Origin of the sequence: Nonlabens sp. Asnod3-H03 (assembly GCF_045063665.1) — a bacterium.
Taxonomy (GTDB): domain Bacteria; phylum Bacteroidota; class Bacteroidia; order Flavobacteriales; family Flavobacteriaceae; genus Nonlabens; species Nonlabens ulvanivorans.
This window is the reverse complement of sequence record NZ_JBEFOD010000008.1, coordinates 2,229,746-2,250,749: the sequence shown is the minus strand read 5'-3', so window position 1 is coordinate 2,250,749 and position 21,004 is coordinate 2,229,746. Positions and strand designations below refer to the sequence as shown.

The window sequence follows — 21,004 nt, the reverse complement described above, 5'->3', positions numbered from 1 at the left end:
AGGTCTTTTTTTATGAAACCATAGGGAAGCTATCTGCTATTTCAACAGGAATATAGTATTCTTTAAAATAATAAATCTACTGCATTAAGATCGCAAAAAAGCGTTTAACAGATACAAAACTCACCTTAGTCGGATAGCATGCAACATCCCGATTCCTTTTAACAGTCCACCATTCTTTTTTGTAACTTTAGACCTTAATTAGATACCAATCAATTACATTAAATAAAAGATTATGAGTAAAGCAAAATTTGCGGGCTTAGGTTGCGCAGGATTAGGATTAATAGGTGTAGTGGTTATCGCCATTATTATCGCGATTAACGCATACAGCTGGTATAACAACGCGATAGGACTTAAAGAAAATGTACAAGCGCAATGGGCAAACGTAGAAAGTAGTTATCAACGTCGTGCAGATCTTATCCCTAATATAGTCGCAACGGCCAAAAAATATGCAGAGTTTGAACAAGAAACACTGACGCAAGTGATAGAAGCTCGTGCCAAAGCAACTTCTATTAACGTCGATGCATCAAACTTAACCAGTGAGCAAATTCAAGAATTCTCTCAGGCACAAGGTGCGGTAAGTTCTGGACTAGGACGTTTACTCGCTACCTATGAGAACTATCCAGACCTTAAAGCCAATGAGAATTTCCTAGAACTCATCAACGAACTAGAACGTACAGAAAATCGTATCAATACAGAGCGTAACCGTTACAATGGTGACGTTAAAGCATATAACGCACACATAGGTATGATACCAGGTAGATTCTATGCATCATGGTTTGGCTTTACTGGTTCGCCATATTTCCAGGCAGAGGCTGGATCAGAAACCGCACCTGTTGTAGAAGACTTATTTGACTAATACCATGGGTTCTAAAGTAGAAGATTTTCTCACTGCCTCACAAGAGCAGCAAATCATTGCCGCCATTAGAAAGGCAGAACGTACCACAAGTGGTGAGATAAGAGTACATCTCGAATCTCACTGCGCTGGTGACGCTTATGTACGTGCGCAAGAGATTTTTCATCTACTTAAAATGGATAATACAAAGGATGAAAACGGTATCCTCTTTTATATAGCCGTTACAGATCGCAAATTTGCCATTATCGGTGATCATGGGATACACCAGCATGTAGGAGACGATTTTTGGGTAAGTATTAAAGAGTTGTTGGTATCACGCTTTCGCGAAAGCGTATTTCACAAAGGCCTTATAGATGCCATACACCTTACCGGTGAACAGTTAGCGTGCTATTTCCCATGGGATGTAGATGATGTCAATGAACTACCAGATGAGATAACGACCAGTTAATGAAGAAGCTCCATTTTATTATAGGATTGTTGTTGCTGGTTACTTTACAGGCATATGGGCAATTTATCATTCCGCCAAAACCGGTAGATAATTTACAGACATCACTGTATGATTATGCCAGTTTGTTGGACCAGTCACAACGTGTATCGCTAGAAAATAAATTACTGCGCTATGCAGACTCTACATCTACACAAATTGTGGTCTTTATCGTTACATCTACTAAAGGCGATGATATCTCTATGGTGTCCACACAATGGGGACAAAAATGGGGCATAGGTCAGGAAAAAGAAGATAATGGAATAGTCATTTTACTGGCTATAGAAGATCGTAAGGTCGATATATCCACCGGTTATGGTATAGAATACCGCATGACAGACTTATTGTCTGAGCGCATTATTAATGGCGTTATGATACCACGTTTTAAGACAGGCGATTATTATGCTGGTCTTAACGATGGTGTAGATGCTATTTTTAAAGTATTAATTGGAGAATTTACAGAATCACGAGATTTTACTAAAGAAGATTTTCCATGGAGTTCTTTGATCATTTTTGGGATTTTTCTCTTTTTCATCATTTTAAGCGCTAGTAAAAATAACCGCAATAATGGTGGTCGTGGTGGTGGTAATCCATCTTTACTTGATATTATCATCCTGAGCAATATGGGGCGTGGTAGTATGGGCGGCGGCTTTGGCGGTGGTGGTTTTGGTGGTGGATCGTCTGGCGGCGGCGGCTTCGGTGGTGGCTTTGGCGGCGGCGGTTTTGGTGGTGGTGGTGCTAGCGGTGGCTGGTAGTGGATGGACTACAATTTATAAAGACTCTATTGCAAGCATAGAAACGGTCACAATCACGATAGGTTATCGTTGCAATCCTTGAATTTAGATTTGTGATGTTCCAATTAACAATTAACAATTACCAATAACCTAATATTCCAACTGTAACAAATCTGCTTTATCCCATACTAACTTTTAAAATAAGTTAGATGGTTCAAGATATTCTCGATTACTTTAAAAATCCCGATTGCCTTAAAGGTGATAATGTTTTCAATACTCAAAAGGTAAAATTATTCTGGACATCGTTCTGGATGATCATGGTTGGTAACATCGCTTTTTCCATTCTTATTTATGGTATTGAAGCTCTAGGTCTTATTGATACCGATAATCATGCGGTCATGGACATGGTAAAGAACGAGTCTGTCTATTTTATTTTGATGGCTGCTGTTGTGCTAGCGCCATTGCTAGAAGAATTAATTTTTAGAGCACCTATAACACTTTTCCGTACGGTAGATCGCAGTGATTTTAGATGGATATTTTATTTGTTTGCGTTAGCCTTTGGTGCTGTACATATCTCAAACTATGGAGTTAGTTTAACGACCATACTACTATTGCCTATCATCACTGGACCACAAATCGTGACTGGTTTATTTCTAGGATTGATACGTGTAAAGGTAGGCTTACTTTATTCTATGCTGTTTCATGCTTTGTATAATGGCGTATTGATGATACCATCTATTTTGTTTGTGAAGTATTTTGAGATGTAAATAGAGTAGTAGTGTGCGGTTGTATAAAAGGGCTCAAATAATAGTACATTTGTGTTGTAATTACTTTTTCGCATAAGCGAAACCTTTAACCAACCTTTTACCTCATTTCATGAAAATTCTATTAAAAGCATCCTTCATTTTTGTATTATTAACAACGTTATCTAGCTGTCTAGGTGGATCTAATACACCTGAAAAACTAGATGTAGAAAAAGACTTTAAGCTTTTTGAAAGTAAAAAATTCAGCATTAAAGTGCCGGATTACTTAACAGAAACAGCAGACTTAAATGAAGATGCAGAGATGCAAATGCAAAACATGTTCCGTGAGACCTACATGATCGTCATGGCAGAGTCGAAGACTGATTTTGATTTTGCTAGTGAAATCTTAGGTATGGGAAATGATAGTCTTTCTTATGCAGAGAATTATATGGACATGCAATTAGAGTCCATGACTGAGGCTTTTACTTATGATGTAGTAAAAGAAAAAACTACAACGGTTATTAATGATATGCCTGCTATGATAGTAGAGGCAAACGCTTCTATTGATGGTCTTAATGTATCCTACATTATCACAACTATTGAAAGTGATCACGATATATTTTATATTACTTGCTGGACTTTAACAGATAGAAGAGATCGTTATTTTCCAGCTTTTTATCAATCGGTTGAAACGATCCAGCAGTTAGAATATGACGTAGAGAGTGATGATAGTGGTTTACAAATCGATTATGATGAGTTGCTTAAAGAGTTAGAGCAAAGCGCTGGTGAGTAAGTAAATCTTGAGATGAGTAAAATCATTCTGGCAAAGGTTTTGATATAGCTAATTAAAGCCAGGATTATGAAAAATTTTACGAGACTTATTTTATTGATATTTACGACTACGGTAATGATGAGCTGTGATCCTGTCACAGACTGTATTGTTAACACACGTCCACACTTACCACATACGGACTTTGTAGATGGTACAGAAGGCGTTTACTATGAAGACTTTATTAGAGCCGAAATTAGAAACGAACCTAGAGACCGCGATTACTGGTATTATTTTACAGTAACTGGTTTGCCCGCTGGAATGGATTATGAATTTGTAGGACAGGACTTGTATATTTTTGGTACACCACAGTCACCTGGTAGATACAGTATAGAAGTTTTTCTAGAAGTAGAACCACAATATCTAGTGTTTGATGATGATGACGGTCCATTAGAAGATGGAGATTCTTTATGCTCTTATACCGATGAGCGTTTTTACTCATTGCAAATACAATAATAAGCTGGGTACGTTTGCCCAGCTTAATTAGTTTACCTTTGTAGCTTAATACAATTCATGACATTTAAAGAACTAGGGCTCGTAGAGCCTATCTTGCGTGCGCTGCAAGACCAAGGATATGAAAATCCTACACCTATTCAAGCGCAATCCATTCCTGTTTTATTAAAAGGGAAAGATTTATTAGGAGTTGCACAGACAGGTACCGGTAAAACAGCCGCGTTTTCAATTCCAATTTTACAACATTTATATAACGGTGCACCGCCTAAAGGGCGCAGACCTATTAAAGCACTAGTAGTAACACCTACACGAGAACTTGCTATACAAATTGATGAGAATTTCAAGGCCTATGCAAAGTATACTGATATTAGAAATACGGTTATTTACGGTGGTGTTAAACAAGCACAACAAGTCAATAGACTTAAAAGTGGTATCGATGTTCTTGTCGCAACACCTGGTAGATTACTAGATTTAATTAATCAAGGTTTTATTACCTTAAAGCATATTGAATACTTTGTCCTAGATGAAGCAGATCAAATGCTGGATATGGGTTTTATCCATGATATTAAAAAACTACTGAAATTATTGCCTCATGAGAGACAGTCGCTTTTCTTTAGTGCTACCATGCCTAAAACTATTGTAGAGTTATCTAAACAAATCTTAGGTGATTTTGAGCGTGTGACTATCGCACCTGAAAAAACAACTGCAGAGAAAGTAGAGCAACAAATCTATCATGTTAATAAAAAGCACAAGACAGCATTATTAATCGAGCTTTTAGAAACTAAGTTATTAGATTCTACACTCGTGTTCTCACGTACAAAACATGGTGCTAATAAGATAGTAAAAGATCTAGAAAAAGCAGGAATCGGTAGTGCAGCCATTCACGGTAATAAATCTCAAGCAGCTCGACAAAGAGCTCTAGGTGATTTTAAAGACGGGAAAATTCAAACATTAGTAGCTACAGATATTGCGGCACGTGGTATCGATATTGATGAGTTGAGCTATGTAGTGAATTATGACTTGCCTAACGTTGCAGAATCTTATGTACACCGTATAGGTCGTACCGGTAGAGCAGGTGCTAGTGGTCTTGCAGTCTCTTTCTGTATGCTTGAAGAGCGACCATTCCTAAAAGATATTGAGAAATTGATACAACAACAAATTCCTGTAATAGAGGATCATGAGTACCCTTTTAAAATGGAAGACGCTGCAGAGCCTAGTTTGAAAAAACAAGGTCAACGTGGTCGTAGACCACAACGTAAAACGGGATCAGGTAATGGGAAGCCTAAATCTGGCGGATCAAAAAATACTGGTGGCAATAAGCCGAGAAGAAGATATTAATTACGATTTTCTAATTCCATCTATAAAAGCCACGATTTAAACCATTGAATCGTGGCTTTCACTATTTAAGGGAATAATCAATCATTGATAGGGAACAACACATCTTCTCAAAACCTTAAAGTCTTTTCATCTTTGTATCATCATTAATCATAAAACGATACATCATGAAAAATCCCGTAAAATCATTATTCAATCTTATTGAAATATTTAGAAAAGGCGCTTATAAAAATCAATCACCGCTTATTGCAGAGAAACATTGTGAAAACCTAAGCCTACACGATTACTACTGTGATCAAGATCACTTGGGTATTTAACATTAAGCCTTTACGGTATGGCGAGTGTTGATGGATATACCTTATCAATTATTGATTACGCTTTCGCGAAAGCGTAATTCACATTATTCTTTTTAAAGACGTATTTTTGCACGCTTAAAAATCAAGCAGCATGCGCAAGATCTTCAATAATTTTACAAAGAACCCTAAAGACGATATTCTTTCAGGTATCACTGTTTCTCTCGCGATGATTCCAGAGGTAGTAGCATTTGCTTTTGTTATCGGGATTGATCCTTTAGTAGCGCTCTCTGGAGCCTTTATGATCGGTTTGATTACAGCTCTTTTTGGCGGTAGACCAGGATTGATATCTGGTGCGGCTGGTGCTGTTGCTGTAATTTTTGCAGATCTAATAATAGAAGGTCATGAAAAAGGCCTTGCTATGGAAGTGCCTGTGGATAACATGCAGTACATCTACCTGTTTGCTGCAGTTATTTTAATGGGTATTATTCAAGTATTAGCTGGTGTTTTTAAGGTAGGGAAGTTTGTGCGATTGATTCCACATCCTGTGATGATGGGATTTGTGAATGGTCTAGCTATAGTCATCTTCTGGGCACAAGTAAAAATGTTTAGAAACAGAACGGCTGTTGTTGATGAGAATGGTGTCACGGATTATGTTGCGAGCTATATGGAAGGATCCCAGCTTTATATCATGATAGGGTTAGTGGCGCTTACAATGGCGATAGTCTTCTTTCTTCCTAAACTCACAAAAAAAATCCCTGCTGCGTTGACCGCTATTATTGTTGTTACTGCAATTGTTATATTGGGTGACATGGAAGGAGTAAGCACAGTAGGTTCTTACATAAGAGATGGTGGTGGTACTGGTTTAAAAGGTGAATTACCAACTTTTAATACAGAGTTATGGGAAAAACTACCACTAGGTCTAGAGACTTTTAAATTCATACTGCCTTATGCATTTCTCGCAGCAGCCGTAGGATTAATTGAATCCTTAATGACCATGAATCTAGTTGATGAACTGACAGAAACACGAGGTAGTGGTAATCGTGAGTGTGTCGCTCAAGGTGCTGGTAATATCGTTAGTGGACTCTTTGGTGGAACAGGTGGTTGTGGTATGATAGGTCAGACCGTTATTAATATAAATGCTGGTGGACGAGGACGCTTAAGTGGTGTTATGATGTCCCTAACATTGCTAGTTTTCTTACTTTTTACAGATCAATATATTGAGCAAGTGCCTATTGCAGCTCTAGTAGGTGTTATGTTTATGATGGTAATAGAGACCTTTGCATGGTCTAGTTTTAGAATACTGGGTAAAATACCTAAGTCTGATGCTGTAGTTTTAATTATTGTGTCTGTAGTAACAGTAATATTTGACCTTGCGATTGCTGTATTTGTAGGTGTAATTATATCAGCCTTAGTGTTTGCATGGGAAAGTGCAAAACGCATTAGAGCTCGTAAAAGTATTAAAGATGACGGGACTAAAGTTTATGAAATATGGGGACCATTATTTTTTGGCTCTGTAACAGATTTCAATATGAAATTTGACCCTAAAAATGATCCAGATAAAATAGAAATCGATTTTATAGAGGCTCGTGTACAAGATCATTCTGGTATAGAAGCATTAAGAGGTGTAGCTAATAAATACTTAGACCTAGGTAAAGAAATTAAGTTAACACACCTGAGCCCAGAATGTAAGCAGCTATTAATTAAGAATAGTCCAGAGTTTGATACCATCATAGAAAGTAGTATCGAAGACCCGAGATATCACATCGCAACAGATTTACTAGATGCTGAGGTTTAATATTATAATTATAATACACAAAAAAAGGTGGACTGATTAAGTCCACCTTTTTTATTTCATTCTATTAAGTTATTACTTTAAATCAAAACGATCTAAGTTCATCACTTTATGCCACGCAGCGATAAAGTCTGCTATAAACTTATTCTTACTGTCATTGCTTGCATAAACTTCTGCTATAGCTCTCAACTCTGTGTTAGAACCGAATATTAAATCAACACGTGTACCTGTCCATTTCAAGTCACCAGTCTTACGATCACGTCCTTCAAATAATAAATCTGCAGACGATTTAGATTGCCATTTTGTGCTTAGATCTAATACGTTAACAAAGTAGTCATTAGTTAACTGACCTGGTCGATCAGTGAAAACACCATAGTTAGACTGATCATAGTTAGTATTCATTGCTCTTAATCCACCTACTAGGACAGTCATTTCTGGTACTGATAAGCTCAGTAAGTTAGCTCTATCAATCAATAAGTCTTCACCAGCCGCTTTTTGTTCACTACCTAAGAAGTTTCTGAATCCGTCTGCACGCGGCTCAAGATAAGTAAAAGACTCAATGTCCGTTTGCTCTTGAGTAGCATCTGCTCTTCCTGCGTTAAAAGGCACAGCAACGTCATGTCCAGCAGCTTTTGCAGCTTTTTCAATCGCAGCGTTACCACCTAAAACGATTAAGTCTGCCATAGAAACTTGTTTGCTTCCAGTTTGTGCATTATTGAAGTCGCTTTGGATTTTATCTAATGCATCAAGAACCTTATGCAATTGTTTTGGGTTATTTGCTTCCCATTGGTTTTGCGGCGCTAGCCTTATACGTGAACCATTTGCGCCTCCACGTTTATCGCTATCTCTATAAGTTGAAGCACTTGCCCATGCTACGGATACTAATTCTTGAACCGTTAAACCACTATCTAAAATTTGAGATTTCAGATTGCTAATATCTTCATCATTGATTAATTCATGAGTAACTTCTGGAATCGGGTCTTGCCATAATTCTTCTTTTTCTGGGATGTCATTACCTAAGTATCTTGTGGTAGGTCCCATATCTCTATGTGTTAATTTAAACCACGCTTTTGCGAAAGCGTCTTCAAACTCATCTGGATTTGCTCTAAAGTGTTGAGATATTTTAAGATATTCTGGATCTGTTTTTAAGGCTATATCTGCTGTTGACATCATTAAATCCTGACGTTTTGAAGAGTCACCAGCCATAGGAGCTCGATCTGCATTAGATGCGTCAGTAGGTCTCCATTGATGAGCGCCTGCTGGACTTTTAGTGAGTTCCCATTCATAATCTAGTAACACTCTAAAGTAATCATGATCCCATTGATCTGGATTAGGAGTCCATGCACCTTCTAGACCACTGGTGGTAGTGTCATCACCGTGTCCAGTACCATAGCTGCTATTCCATCCTGTACTCATTTCTTCGATACGAGCACCTGCTGGTTCTGGTCCCATATACTTCTCTGGGTCTGAAGCACCATGAGCTTTACCAAAGGTATGACCACCAGCTACTAATGCAACCGTTTCATAATCATTCATGGCCATACGACCAAAGGTTTCTCTAATGTCGTGTGCGCTACCCATTGGATCTGGTTTTCCATTAGGTCCTTCTGGATTTACATAAATCAATCCCATATGCGCAGCACCTAGAGTTCCTTCTAATTCACCATTTTCATATCGAGCATCGTTTCCTAACCATTCTGTCTCACTACCCCAGTAAATATCTTGTTCTGGTTCCCAAATATCTTCACGACCACCAGCAAAACCTAATTTTTTAAGCCCCATAGATTCCATCGCAACATTACCTGTAAGTATCATAAGATCTGCCCATGAGATACTTTTTCCATATTTCTGCTTAATAGGCCATAATAACAATCTAGCCTTATCTAGGTTACCATTATCAGGCCAGCTATTTAAAGGAGCAAATCGTTGACTACCAGAACATGATCCACCACGTCCATCACCGACACGGTAGGTACCAGCACTATGCCAAGCCATTCTCACGAAGAATCCACCATAATGCCCATAATCTGCTGGCCACCAATCTTGTGAATCTGTCATTAATGTCGTCAAGTCTTTTCTTAACGCCTCCATATCTAAACTATTAAACGCTTCCACATAATCAAAATCTGGATCCATTGGGTCTGATTTAGGTGCGTTTTGGCGCAAAACATTTAATCTTAATTGATTAGGCCACCAGTCTTTATTGCGTGTACCACGACCAGCTGTATTAGGTGTAGCGCTACCCATAAAAGGACATTTTGCAACGGCATCAGAATTATTGATGTCCCATACTTTTGTATTATTAGAGGAATCCATATGTTGAATTTTTTAAATTAGATTATGGTTAAAATTAGGTATAAGATAGGTTTCGTTTTAAGAATGTTAATTTCTTATAGTTACATTGATATAAGTAAAAACTATCACGTAATAAAAGTCAATATATTTTGATTATAATTTATAAATATTGAATTAAGAAAATTCAGCTCTTACGGATTTCACAAACTCCACATAGTGATCTAGATCCTTTTGTGTGGTAGCAATGCCTACAGAAACACGAGTTGCACCACGCATATTTTTTAATTTACGAACTAAATCTTTGCGATTACTATTATCAGAGGTATAAAATTCATTCTCGATACCGTCATTTGTAATGTGATTATTAAGTTCATCAATTCCAGGATTACAGAAACATCCAGACCTTAAAGATATATTCATAAGGTTTGCTTTTTCTTCAACATCATATACAGATATTAATGCTCCATCAGGATTAAAAAAGTTCATAATAATTGTCCCACCAGTAGTCTCACGACATGATGGACCAAATAAATGTATAAACCTAGAGCCATCGTTATAACGTATGTCCTTAAGAGATTGATATAAGTACTTAGTCATAGAGGTGATGCGTTCATTAATACGTTGCATACCTATTTTACTGATGTAATTAAGGCCTATGGTGACCGCAGGAATATCTAGATAACTTATGGTGCCATTTTCAAAACGTTCATAGTCATCTGCCAGAAAATAAAAAGGATTGCTTACACTAGCGTACTGAACTGTGCCGCCAGCAAACCATTTTTTTTCTAGTTTATGAAAAGCAGATTTTTTTATTAATAAACAACCTAGACCTGTAGGATATCCAAATATTTTATAAAATGAAACAGCAACAAATTCTGGTTGATACTTTTTTAAATCTAAAGGGCTGCTGGGTACATAAGCTGCGGCATCTAGGCACACATCCCATCCATTACTTTGTGCTTTGTTAATCCATTCTAGATCATGTTTTACTCCAGATACATTAGATTGTGCCGGATAAGTAAATAATTTATTCTTTTTATATGCATGTTGTTGAAGACTTTCCTCCAGATCTTGATCGCTTATCATAAGATCTTCATAGTTAAGTGGTGCATAACTATAGCTGCCACCTTGCTTGCTGCAATACTCTCGCATGCCATGCACGCTGTTATGATTATCTGCAAGCATAAGTAAGTGACTATCCTTATTATGAGGATAACATTCTCCTACAATCTTTAAGGCACCACTGGCATTTTGTGTAAAAACGCATTGATAGTCTTCACTAGCATTAAAAAAAGTAAGAACCTTATCTCGGGCTTCTTGAACTAATTGTGTAGCTAATAAACTAGAAGGGTTTCCAGAATGTGGATTACCTAATACATTATTGCGCAATAAAGATTGATGCTCATCAAGTTGTGATTGAGCATATAAGTTACCACCAGTAAAGTCTAGATACGTATGTTGCTGTTGACATAGACGCGAGTACTCTTTGCGTCTTAAATCGTTAAAATATGTATCATGTAGTAAAGTGGGTTTTTGGGCTGTTTGTTTTTTATATAGGCTGCTTAACATGACTTATGTTAATGGTTAGTTTTCAATGTCTTGCCTAAGTTAAGAAAATATAATGGAGGAATTAATGTATCGCTATTTTATTCTATGAGTTTTACCCGTTTTAATGTGGTGTTGTACTCTTTACCATCACGTAAATAGATGATATCTATCGTTTCTAATTTTTCTAAATCAAAATCGTTATAAATGTCACAGGACGTTTGATCATTAAGTTCTCTTAAATTATAGTCGTTGATACTTAATAGTTGATCGCCTATTTGTAAATCTAAATCTACCTCTTTAATCACAGCAACTACAATAGCTTTGTTTTCTTTAAATCTTGTTTGGAATCCAAAAACACTTTTCTCTCCTTTTTCATATTCTTTTATTTTTTTGAGATAAATAAGGTTAGAAGACCAATCCATAATCATGTCATGTTTATTCATAAAGTCATTACCTATCAAACTACCATGATCCAGTTCTACGATTTGTTGTCCCATATCTATATCGCCTATTCTTAAACTATCTATTTTTATTGTTCTAGTAGAAATAGAGTCTTTTACATCGTACAGCCCGACACTAGAACTGCCGTATTTTACAAAACCTATGGCATCATCAAAATCTGCGATGTCACTATCAACATCTAGATGCCCAGCAAATCCTGTATCAAAAGTGTATGTTGTAGAAACACCATTTACAAATCCGACTACATATGGAGTTTTTTGATTGCTAGTAAAGAAGTTAAGACGATCCTCATAACTGGTAATATCAAAATTAGCAAGCTGGTCTGTTATTGTTATTTCATGATTTTGATAATCAAATTTCCAAAAAGATTTTGCCATCTGATTAGCGCCTATAATTCCATCGATTCCCATACAGTTGAATTCAAAAACATCGCGCAGGTCTGCAACTATAGCTCCTATATCATTGTAAATTAGATTTCCTATCCTTACTTCTGGTATAATAACGACCTCTTGATTATTGGACTGTCCTTGGGAATCTGTTACGTTCGTACTATTTGCCGGATTAATATTAAGGTCCTTATAAATCTGGTTAGAAATAACGGTAGGAGCACCGGTATCTACTAAAAAAGTATAGGTTTTTTGATTGATCACTACATCTATTAATGCAAAATTATAATCATAATTAAATTTTATAGTTTCCATATAATCATCCTTTGCCACCTTGCCACCATTGAGTGTTTTAGAAAGACTATTACAACCTATAATAGTTAGGATTAATATTAAGTAGACCAGTTTTTTCATAATCAATAATTTAACTTTTAAAGATAGAGGTTAAGATGGGTACGCTTTCGCGAAAGCGTAATAATTCACATTTTTCTAACATCTAAAATCGCTATTTTTGAGCAAACATTCTATACATGGACATCAACTTCAATAAAAACGAAGATCATAATAAGTTACTACTTTCAGATTTAAAGCGTAGGCTAGGTGAAGTTCATCTAGGTGGCGGAAAGAAACGCATTGAAAAATTGCATTCTAAAGGCAAGATGACAGCTAGAGAACGTATTGATTATCTGGTTGATAATCCAGAAGATTGTATTGAGATAGCGGCATTTGCAGGTGATGGAATGTATAAAGAACACGGTGGTTGCCCTAGTGGTGGCGTGGTTATTAAAATAGGTTATGTAAAAGGTAGACAAGTAATGGTGGTGGCAAATGATGCTACTGTAAAAGCTGGAGCCTGGTTTCCTATTACTGGTAAAAAGAACCTGAGAGCACAAGAAATTGCTATGGAAAATAGATTGCCTATTATCTATCTAGTAGATAGCGCTGGTGTTTATTTACCAATGCAGGATGAGATTTTTCCAGATAAAGAACACTTTGGACGCATATTTAGAAATAATGCCGTGATGAGCAGTATGGGAATTACTCAAATTGCTGCGGTTATGGGTAGTTGTGTCGCTGGTGGTGCTTACTTACCTATAATGAGTGATGAGGCACTTATCGTTGATAAAACAGGAAGTATTTTTCTTGCTGGCTCTTATTTAGTAAAAGCTGCAATAGGGGAAAGTATTGATAATGAAACCCTAGGTGGAGCAACTACACATTGCGAGATTAGCGGTGTGACTGATTATAAAGCTGCAGACGATAAAGATGCACTTGATAAAATCAAAAACATCATCGATAAAATAGGTGATTATGATCGTGCAGGATTTAGTAAAGTAGAGGCTGTGAAACCAGCTCTAGATCCTGAAGAATTATTTGGAGTACTTCCTAGAGAACGATCTGCACAATATGATATGATGGAAATCATCAATAGAGTGGTAGATGCAGATACTTTTGAACCTTATAAGGATGGCTATGGACAGACTATTATTACAGGTTATGCTCGTATTGATGGTTGGGCGGTAGGAATTGTAGCAAATCAACGTAAAATTGTAAAGACCAAGAAAGGTGAGATGCAATTTGGCGGTGTGATTTATAGCGATAGTGCAGATAAGTCTACACGCTTTATAGCTAACTGTAATCAGAAGAAAATACCGCTAGTGTTTTTACAAGATGTAACTGGTTTTATGGTAGGTTCTAAGTCAGAACATGGCGGCATCATAAAAGATGGTGCTAAGATGGTAAATGCTGTTTCCAATTCTGTTGTTCCTAAATTTACTATCGTGATTGGAAATAGTTATGGAGCTGGAAACTATGCGATGTGTGGAAAAGCTTATGATCCTAGATTAATAGCAGCATGGCCTAGTGCAGAGCTTGCTGTGATGAGCGGTAATAGTGCCGCAAAAGTACTGATGCAAATTGAAAAAGCATCGCTAGAAAAGTCAGGTAAAAAGCTGACTGAAGAGGAAGAGAAAGCATTATTTGCAAAAACAAAAGATCGTTATGATGAGCAAGTATCTCCATACTATGCTGCGTCACGCATATGGACTGATGGTGTTATCGATCCACGAGATACACGTAAGTGGATCTCTATGGGAATAGAGGCTGCAGATCATGCACCTATAACAAAGGATTTTAACTTAGGCGTTATACAGACATAATTAAATTAATAACACAACAAAAATAAAGCTCCAAAATCAAGAATGATTTTGGAGCTTTATTTTTTTAAAGAAAAATTATAGTTACTAGTTCTTAATGAAGTTTTCAGCAATTCTACCATTGTTGGTATCAATTACAAGTAAATATTGTCCTTTACTTAGGTTTTCAATATTAAGTGCATACTTGTTACTCTGATTTTTCAACTGTATACGTTTGATGTTTTTACCAGTGATATCATATATACTAATAGCTTCTATAGATGAGTTCATTGTGTTGATATTTACTAAATCATGTGAAGGATTAGGAAATAGTTCCAAATCGACTTCTATGTCGACTATACTGGCTGTTGCACAATTCATATTAAATGAAGCTGTAGGATCGATGTTATTTACAAAATTACTATTCATGTAGGTTATATCAGATACCTCAATACAAGTAAGAACTGGATTGTTAAGAGCATTAAAACTCCAAAAGTTTTGATTGGTAGGATCTGTTGGGTCATTTGCAGCAAGCAGACCGTTTGCACCGTTATTTAAATTAAGTTGTGTTAATTGATTGTTGTTTACATCGATAAATGTGAGTAAAGCATTTGAAGATAAATCTAATTGACCTAGGTTATTGTCTCCTGCTCTTAGAAATTGTAGAGCACTATTCATTGAAAGGTCTAAATTGCTTAAATTGTTATTATTGAAATAAACGCCTTCTAATAAAACATTCTGACTGAAGTCTATTGTGCTTAAAAGATTGTTTGCGAAACCAACCTCAATCAAGTTAACGTTACTATTAATATTTACTGCGGTAAGTTCGCTATTTTCCCAAAAAAGAGATTCTACACTACCCAAAAGGCTGAAATCTGGATTTGTTATTCTACTACCAATGTTGATTAAATCCATAAGGTTTGGGTTGTTAGTAAAATCAATTGATGTTATGGGATAGTCAGTACTGGTGCGATCAAAATTATTTGAACCAAATCTTAAGTATTCTAACTGCGGATTTTGAGAAATATTAATACCTGTTAATAATGGACAGGATAGTAATTCTAGTCGTTCTAATAAAGGATTTTGAGTAACATCTATGGATGTTAATTGACTTGCAAATGCAAGTCTTAAGGTTCTTAAACTGGGGTTATTATTGGTGTTTATACTTGAGAAGGTTCCGCCTATGGCATCTAGAAAGTCAAGATTGATAGCTCCAGAAATGTCGATATTCTGTAAGCTAAAATTAAAAATAAAGCTGGCATAAGTTATTGAATTTGTTGAACTCATGTCCACTGTAGTAATAGAGTTATTATCTAGATTCACAAAGCGAGCATTATTTACTAGTTGAGAGTTAAATGTAGCTATGGAATTATCATTTGCTCTTAATGTGTCTAGGGCAACAAACGCCTCTAAACCGGTTAAATCACTAATACCTTTATTAGATATATCTAAAGTGTTTACGGCACTTACATTTGCGCTATCTAGTAAATTATCTAATACCGTATCATAACCTAAAGCGATTAGTTCTTGTTCAAAATTATCATCAGGAATTATAGTTTGTCCTGCTGGAACATTTATTTTGGATAGATTAAACGTGGCTTGAGCGGTTGGAATCCCACAAGCAGCCATGGTATTTTCTGTATAATTTATAGTAAAATTATTATCACCACTAGTAATACTCCATAAAGAGTTGTTACCGGCACTAGCCTCATCATAGATGATATTAGGAGCCGTGGTACATTGTAGGGTTGTGTCTAATAAGGGAACAGCTATTTCATTATTTGACAAGTCTAAAACTACCGAAACTGTTGCGCCATTAAATTCAGGTAGTAATTGAATCGTAAATACTCTCTCACTAGGTGTGTTTCCGACTGAAATAAAAACATCTGTTTCATTAAAATTAGAAGCTGTAAAAGCAGAACCTACTCCGGTAGTCCCGTTTGTAAGTTGATATAAGCCAACCATAAAATCATTAGGTTGAGCTGTCATTAATGAAATATTGAGCACAAACCCAATGATAATAAGTAATTTAATTTTCATAATATGTAGTTTAGTCAAAACTACAATCATAGCATAGAGTTTAAAATACCCTATTTGGGGTATATTTTACAACAGTTCAAGAGCTAAAGAAATTTTAACAATTTCAGCATTTTTTGATACATCAAGTTTTCTATAGATATTTTTTCTATGGGTATGGACACTATGCTTAGAAATAATAAGAATTTCGCTTATCTCTTGATTAGATTTTCCTTTTGCGATAAGCTTTATAATTTCTTTTTCCCTTTTAGTTAAGGTTTGAAATCGTTGCCATTGTAGAAGAGATTTTTCTCCCCATGGAATTATTTGCTTCAACACTTTTTCTAATCCACTTTGTTGGTGTGGAAAAAAAGTAGTGTTGAGGCTTAAAGTTTCATTCAATAATATCTTATTTGTGAAATAAGTAACCATTTTACCATTCATTGACACACATTGTAAATAGTCACTAACTTCATCAAAGTCATTTTTTAAATTTAGAATTTTAGCTTTGTTGATAGCATTTTGGTATAAATGAGGATTTGATATGGATGGTAAATATTCGATCCCAATTTCATAAAGCAATTCCATTTCTTGACCATAACTAAAAAATACATCGGCAAAAACTTCATACTCTAAGGTTTCTCTATCATTTACATAAACCGGTTGAGGTAGAAAATCTACTATCGAGTTAAAACTATTTCTATCATTTTGAAATAAGTGTTTTAACCTAAAGGCAAGATGTTGTGATTGAATGCGGTACTCTTTCTCGGTAAATAGATTCATTTCTCTATTTTAAATGAAGCTTAAAGACGTCACTGGCAAGATGGTTGATAATAGTAGACATTTCTTCAGGTCGCTCTAAAGTTGGATAATGGCCGCAATTTTCTAGCTCAATATAACTGGTGTTATGCGATGATTCTTTAACTACCTTTTTCAGATATTCTTTGTTTACTGATGGGTCATGCGAGCCACTTACTATAACCTTAGGACACTTTAGATTTGTAAAAGACTTATATTGATCTGACCAATTACCATTAAATAAATCTTCAGCTGTCGCAGATCTTACCTTGGGATTAGAATTTTTAAAATCACTGACTATTTGTTCTGTAAATTTTTGCTCATACACCGTTACAGATGCTGCACTTGCTATTTCTTCATCAGTAGATTTTTCTTTTAAAAAGGTCTGTAATGCGTCTACAGGTATAAAAGCTTCTTCAAAATTAATAGGCTTCTTAACTGGTGGAGCACTAAAAATAATCAACCCTTTAAGTTTCTTTATTTGATTTGCGATTTCCATAGCAAGATGACCTCCTAAACTGTTACCTACCAGTAATATAGGTTGGTCATAACTATTAATAAGGGATATTAACTCTTGTTTGTAAAACTGTAAACTAAAATCAATATTATCATCTGGATTCTCGTTAATTTCGTGCCCAGAAAGCGTAGGGATTAAAACTGAGTTATTTAACCTTAAATCTTTAAAAACTTTAGATGAAGATGAGTTTCCGTGAAGTAAAACGATGATGTTTTCTTCATCTGAGCTGATAAATGTACTTTTCATAAAATGTAGGTTACTCAAATTAAATCAATTTAATTTTCTTACAAAAGAAACCGATTGATTAATTTTAGTCAATCTCTTAATTTATAATATTTTGACTTTAAAAAAAATCATTTACATTATCATTATTGCGATGATTGCGTTTTTAGGCTATCAGGCGATAAGCTTTTTTGCAATAGAAGAAGATAAAATTAACTCGGTATATTTAATTCCAAGTGACGCTATCTTCATTATGGAATTTGATGAGCCGCTAGAGAATATTGAAACGCTCTCAAAGAGTGCTCTATGGGATCATTTACAGACTAATGATCAAATTCATGAGATGTCTGCCAAAGTTAATGCACTAGACTCTTTGTTTCAGCAAAAAAGTGATCTCTTTAATATGATAGGAGAACGCGATGTCCTACTATCTGCCCATATGATTAAGCGTGATGATTATGCTTTTCTCTATGTAGTGGATATGGATAAGTTATCGCGATTAGGCGTTATTAAAAATAATATTAATCAATTACTCAATAAAGATTTTAAAGTAACCAAAAGAAATTTTAAAGAAGTTGAAATTACAGAAATCACTGATCTAGAGTCTTTTGAAACTCTTTCCATTGCATTTGTAAAAAACCAAATGATTGCCTCATACACACATTCTCTAGTGGAGAAGTCCATAGATGAATATGAAAATCCACAAATCGGTAGAGATTTACAATTCTTAGAGATCCAAAAAGAGCTCAAAAAGAAAGGTTTATTTCGTTTATATCTTAATCATAAGCAACTTACCAGTTACTACAAAGTATTCTCAAATGAACCTAGTGCAATTGTTGAAACACTAGAAACCAATTTTAATTTCTCTGGATTTAATATAGATGAAGATGATGATCGTTTGTTAACCGCAACAGGTTATTCTAGCGGTAATGAGGTAATGGATGCGCTGGTAAAAGCGCTTGATGATTCGGGCACTGGTTCTATAGATGCTATAGGTGTTTTGCCTCAAGAAACAGCGCTGTACATGAGTTTTGGCTTTGAAGACTTTATCACACTACACGAGTCTTTTTACAATTTATTGGGTGAAAAACAGCCTGATATGGTGAAGCAGTATGAAGATGGAAAAACTAGAGTAGAAGAGTTCATAGACATCGATTTAGAAAATGATTTTTATAGCTGGATTGATGATGAGATCGCTTTCGCGAAAGCGGACTTCCCACAACTCAACGATAAGGACGGACTTGCCATTGCCTTTAAAACTAAAGACGTAGATGATAGTAATAAGCATTTACAGCACATAGAAAATCAGATTAGAAAAACAACGCCAGTAAAGTTCCAAACGGTAGAGTACAAAGGATATGATATTCACTATTTAAATATCAAAGGCTTTTTTAAATTAATATTGGGTTCGTTATTTGAAAACATAGAAAAACCATATTACACCACGATTAATGAGTACGTAGTTTTTAGTAATTCACCTATAACCTTGAAACTATATATAGATGCTTATGAATCTCAAAAAACCTTGTTTACAGACGAGTATTATCGTGATTTTATAGATGAATTTAGTAATTCTAGCAATGTGTTTTTATATGTAGACACCAACAAGCTAGCGCACGCTTCACAATCATATTTAAATGCTGATTCTAAGAAGGAGCTTCAAGATAATGAGAATTTCTTCTCGCAATTCACACAGTTAGGACTAGAGCTTAAAGCAGATGGGAACCATTTTAAGACTAAAGCCGTAATTCATTTTGATACAGATTATGATGTAGAGGCACAACGTCTTGAAAAAAAATCTGAAGGCATACCGTTTTCGGTTTTAGAAATTGAAAAGGAGGAAATTAGCAAGGAAACGATTTTTGATATTCCTGAGATTTTTCCTAGCGACTTTACAGCAAATAGTTATGTAGCTAAATTTAATACCGGTAAAACAGAAATGAAAGTATACCTAAAAGATGGTATACCACATGGACGCTATAAACTCTACTACTTTAATGGTCAATTAAAGATTTCTGGTCGTTTTAATAAAGGAGAAAAAACAGGAACCTGGCGAGCTTATACTAGAGATGGTAAATTATATCATAAAAAGAAGTTTTAGTAAAGCTAAATCTGTCACGCTGAATTTATTTCAACATCTCACTTTACAACGACACTAGTGTATTGCTATCACCAACCATAGAATTTCATTAACGGCAGATTTTAAATCAAGTTCAGAATGACAGATTACAATAATCCAGCCATTTGCTGCTGTAATTCTATCGCTTTAGCACGTGCAGCTTGAGCAAAGTCTTTTCCTTGAGATGCATAAATAATACCTCTAGAGGAATTTACTAATAAACCTACCTGATCATTCTTACCGTATTTTACAACCTCACTTAAAGAACCACCTTGAGCTCCTACACCAGGAACTAATAAAAAAGCATCTGGTACAATAGCTCTAATGTCACTTAAATACTCAGCTTTTGTAGCACCTACTACATACATCAAGCGATCACTATTTTTATATTGTGAAGCTGTTTTAAGAACCTCTTGGTATAGAGGTTTTCCGTCAACTGATTTAGTTTGGAAATCTGTGCTGCCGCCATTTGAAGTAAGTGCCAGAAGAATCGCAAACTTATCCTCAAAATCTAGAAAGGGTTCTACAGAATCCTTACCCATATATGGGGCAATAGTTACACTATCAAAACTTAGGTCTTCATAAAAAGCCTTTGCATATCTAGTAGAGGTATTGCCTATATCACCACGTTTAGCATCGGCGATGGTAAAGTGGTCCGGATAATTCTCGTTAAGGTAATTAATAGTTTTTTCCAGTGCCTGCCAGCCTTTCACACCATAAGCTTCAAAGAAAGCCGTATTAGGTTTATAAGCCACACACAAATCATGAGTAGCGTCTATAATCGCCTTTGCAAATGCAAAAATAGGATCTTCTTCCTGCAACAAATGAGCTGGTATTTTTTCAAGATCAACATCTAAGCCTACGCATAGGAAGGATTTCTTATCGTGAATTTGCTGGGTGAGTTGGGATAAAGTCATCGTGGTTGCATTGTCTCGGCGGATGCAATCCGCCCTTACTGGTTAGGCTACTTCGTTTCTAGTTTCCGCT

Annotated in this window: 18 protein-coding genes; 11 read left to right on the top strand and 7 right to left on the bottom strand. The window is 35.7% G+C overall.

The window, feature by feature from the left end; genetic code table 11:
• Positions 1-232: 232 nt before the first annotated feature.
• The 9 genes from ACJJVI_RS13475 (at position 233) to ACJJVI_RS13435 (ending at position 7,522) form a co-directional block, all read left to right on the top strand.
• Positions 233-856, top strand: coding sequence for a LemA family protein (locus tag ACJJVI_RS13475; protein WP_006797160.1), 624 nt, complete (start codon positions 233-235; stop codon positions 854-856).
• Positions 849-1,301: a TPM domain-containing protein gene (locus ACJJVI_RS13470; RefSeq protein ID WP_348036182.1), complete on the top strand. Its 453-nt coding sequence runs from the start codon at positions 849-851 to the stop codon at positions 1,299-1,301. The genes ACJJVI_RS13475 and ACJJVI_RS13470 overlap by 8 nt, the downstream gene beginning before the upstream one ends.
• Positions 1,301-2,092: a TPM domain-containing protein gene (locus ACJJVI_RS13465; protein WP_405352360.1), complete on the top strand. Its 792-nt coding sequence runs from the start codon at positions 1,301-1,303 to the stop codon at positions 2,090-2,092. The genes ACJJVI_RS13470 and ACJJVI_RS13465 overlap by 1 nt, the downstream gene beginning before the upstream one ends.
• 188 nt (positions 2,093-2,280) lie before the next feature.
• The gene (locus tag ACJJVI_RS13460) at positions 2,281-2,838 is read left to right on the top strand and encodes a CPBP family intramembrane glutamic endopeptidase (protein WP_042246337.1); all 558 of its coding nucleotides are present in this window, start codon (positions 2,281-2,283) and stop codon (positions 2,836-2,838) included.
• A 109-nt stretch (positions 2,839-2,947) separates the two neighbouring features.
• Complete coding sequence (locus ACJJVI_RS13455) at positions 2,948-3,607, top strand: hypothetical protein (protein WP_405352358.1); 660 nt, start codon at positions 2,948-2,950, stop codon at positions 3,605-3,607.
• 66 nt (positions 3,608-3,673) lie between these two features.
• Complete coding sequence (locus ACJJVI_RS13450; protein WP_042270332.1) at positions 3,674-4,099, top strand: hypothetical protein; 426 nt, start codon at positions 3,674-3,676, stop codon at positions 4,097-4,099.
• A 57-nt stretch (positions 4,100-4,156) separates the two neighbouring features.
• A complete protein-coding gene (locus tag ACJJVI_RS13445; RefSeq protein WP_042270334.1) occupies positions 4,157-5,434 on the top strand; it encodes a DEAD/DEAH box helicase in 1,278 nt (425 codons plus the stop codon).
• A 164-nt stretch (positions 5,435-5,598) separates the two neighbouring features.
• A complete protein-coding gene (locus ACJJVI_RS13440; RefSeq protein WP_160165390.1) occupies positions 5,599-5,748 on the top strand; it encodes a hypothetical protein in 150 nt (49 codons plus the stop codon).
• 130 nt (positions 5,749-5,878) lie between these two features.
• Positions 5,879-7,522 carry a SulP family inorganic anion transporter gene (locus ACJJVI_RS13435; RefSeq protein ID WP_036581213.1) on the top strand — a complete coding sequence of 548 codons (1,644 nt, stop codon included), beginning with the start codon at positions 5,879-5,881 and terminating at the stop codon, positions 7,520-7,522.
• Between the two features lie 72 nt (positions 7,523-7,594).
• Here the strand turns inward: ACJJVI_RS13435 and katG are convergent, their stop codons facing one another.
• The 3 genes from katG to ACJJVI_RS13420 all read right to left on the bottom strand — a co-directional run bounded on the left by katG (position 7,595) and on the right by ACJJVI_RS13420 (position 12,624).
• Positions 7,595-9,835: a catalase/peroxidase HPI gene (gene katG, locus ACJJVI_RS13430; protein ID WP_405352354.1), complete on the bottom strand. Its 2,241-nt coding sequence runs from the start codon at positions 9,833-9,835 to the stop codon at positions 7,595-7,597.
• A 153-nt stretch (positions 9,836-9,988) separates the two neighbouring features.
• The gene (locus ACJJVI_RS13425) at positions 9,989-11,383 is read right to left on the bottom strand and encodes an aminotransferase class V-fold PLP-dependent enzyme (RefSeq protein WP_405352352.1); all 1,395 of its coding nucleotides are present in this window, start codon (positions 11,381-11,383) and stop codon (positions 9,989-9,991) included.
• A 77-nt stretch (positions 11,384-11,460) separates the two neighbouring features.
• A complete protein-coding gene (locus ACJJVI_RS13420; protein ID WP_405352350.1) occupies positions 11,461-12,624 on the bottom strand; it encodes an aspartyl protease family protein in 1,164 nt (387 codons plus the stop codon).
• Positions 12,625-12,740: 116 nt separating this feature from the next.
• Between ACJJVI_RS13420 and ACJJVI_RS13415 the strand changes: the two genes are divergently transcribed.
• A complete protein-coding gene (locus ACJJVI_RS13415; RefSeq protein WP_405352348.1) occupies positions 12,741-14,369 on the top strand; it encodes an acyl-CoA carboxylase subunit beta in 1,629 nt (542 codons plus the stop codon).
• 84 nt (positions 14,370-14,453) lie between these two features.
• Here the strand turns inward: ACJJVI_RS13415 and ACJJVI_RS13410 are convergent, their stop codons facing one another.
• From ACJJVI_RS13410 to ACJJVI_RS13400, 3 genes are all read right to left on the bottom strand, one after another.
• Entirely contained in the window at positions 14,454-16,385 is a 1,932-nt protein-coding gene (locus tag ACJJVI_RS13410; RefSeq protein ID WP_405352346.1) for a T9SS type A sorting domain-containing protein, read from the bottom strand.
• A gap of 66 nt (positions 16,386-16,451) precedes the next feature.
• The gene (locus tag ACJJVI_RS13405) at positions 16,452-17,144 is read right to left on the bottom strand and encodes a response regulator transcription factor (RefSeq protein WP_051788659.1); all 693 of its coding nucleotides are present in this window, start codon (positions 17,142-17,144) and stop codon (positions 16,452-16,454) included.
• A gap of 4 nt (positions 17,145-17,148) precedes the next feature.
• On the bottom strand, positions 17,149-17,922 hold the full coding sequence (locus tag ACJJVI_RS13400; RefSeq protein ID WP_348021611.1) for an alpha/beta hydrolase: 774 nt from the start codon (positions 17,920-17,922) through the stop codon (positions 17,149-17,151).
• A gap of 91 nt (positions 17,923-18,013) precedes the next feature.
• On the opposite strand from ACJJVI_RS13400, the gene ACJJVI_RS13395 reads away from it, so the two are divergent.
• Positions 18,014-19,999, top strand: coding sequence for a DUF3352 domain-containing protein (locus tag ACJJVI_RS13395; protein ID WP_405352343.1), 1,986 nt, complete (start codon positions 18,014-18,016; stop codon positions 19,997-19,999).
• Positions 20,000-20,124: 125 nt separating this feature from the next.
• On the opposite strand, the gene pyrF is transcribed toward ACJJVI_RS13395, so the two are convergent.
• Positions 20,125-20,934 carry an orotidine-5'-phosphate decarboxylase gene (gene pyrF / locus ACJJVI_RS13390; RefSeq protein ID WP_405352341.1) on the bottom strand — a complete coding sequence of 270 codons (810 nt, stop codon included), beginning with the start codon at positions 20,932-20,934 and terminating at the stop codon, positions 20,125-20,127.
• Positions 20,935-21,004: the final 70 nt, after the last annotated feature.

What these genes read in the sequence shown, in the direction of transcription:
- ACJJVI_RS13440 (WP_160165390.1), top strand. Translation starts at nt 5,599, where the DNA reads ATGAAAAATCCCGTAAAATCATTATTCAATCTTATTGAAATATTTAGA.
- ACJJVI_RS13405 (WP_051788659.1), bottom strand. Translation starts at nt 17,144, where the DNA reads ATGAATCTATTTACCGAGAAAGAGTACCGCATTCAATCACAACATCTT.
- ACJJVI_RS13410 (WP_405352346.1), bottom strand. Translation starts at nt 16,385, where the DNA reads ATGAAAATTAAATTACTTATTATCATTGGGTTTGTGCTCAATATTTCA.
- ACJJVI_RS13420 (WP_405352350.1), bottom strand. Translation starts at nt 12,624, where the DNA reads ATGAAAAAACTGGTCTACTTAATATTAATCCTAACTATTATAGGTTGT.
- ACJJVI_RS13460 (WP_042246337.1), top strand. Translation starts at nt 2,281, where the DNA reads ATGGTTCAAGATATTCTCGATTACTTTAAAAATCCCGATTGCCTTAAA.
- ACJJVI_RS13425 (WP_405352352.1), bottom strand. Translation starts at nt 11,383, where the DNA reads ATGTTAAGCAGCCTATATAAAAAACAAACAGCCCAAAAACCCACTTTA.
- ACJJVI_RS13400 (WP_348021611.1), bottom strand. Translation starts at nt 17,922, where the DNA reads ATGAAAAGTACATTTATCAGCTCAGATGAAGAAAACATCATCGTTTTA.
- ACJJVI_RS13445 (WP_042270334.1), top strand. Translation starts at nt 4,157, where the DNA reads ATGACATTTAAAGAACTAGGGCTCGTAGAGCCTATCTTGCGTGCGCTG.
- ACJJVI_RS13415 (WP_405352348.1), top strand. Translation starts at nt 12,741, where the DNA reads ATGGACATCAACTTCAATAAAAACGAAGATCATAATAAGTTACTACTT.
- ACJJVI_RS13455 (WP_405352358.1), top strand. Translation starts at nt 2,948, where the DNA reads ATGAAAATTCTATTAAAAGCATCCTTCATTTTTGTATTATTAACAACG.
- katG (WP_405352354.1), bottom strand. Translation starts at nt 9,835, where the DNA reads ATGGATTCCTCTAATAATACAAAAGTATGGGACATCAATAATTCTGAT.
- pyrF (WP_405352341.1), bottom strand. Translation starts at nt 20,934, where the DNA reads ATGACTTTATCCCAACTCACCCAGCAAATTCACGATAAGAAATCCTTC.
- ACJJVI_RS13475 (WP_006797160.1), top strand. Translation starts at nt 233, where the DNA reads ATGAGTAAAGCAAAATTTGCGGGCTTAGGTTGCGCAGGATTAGGATTA.
- ACJJVI_RS13465 (WP_405352360.1), top strand. Translation starts at nt 1,301, where the DNA reads ATGAAGAAGCTCCATTTTATTATAGGATTGTTGTTGCTGGTTACTTTA.
- ACJJVI_RS13450 (WP_042270332.1), top strand. Translation starts at nt 3,674, where the DNA reads ATGAAAAATTTTACGAGACTTATTTTATTGATATTTACGACTACGGTA.
- ACJJVI_RS13435 (WP_036581213.1), top strand. Translation starts at nt 5,879, where the DNA reads ATGCGCAAGATCTTCAATAATTTTACAAAGAACCCTAAAGACGATATT.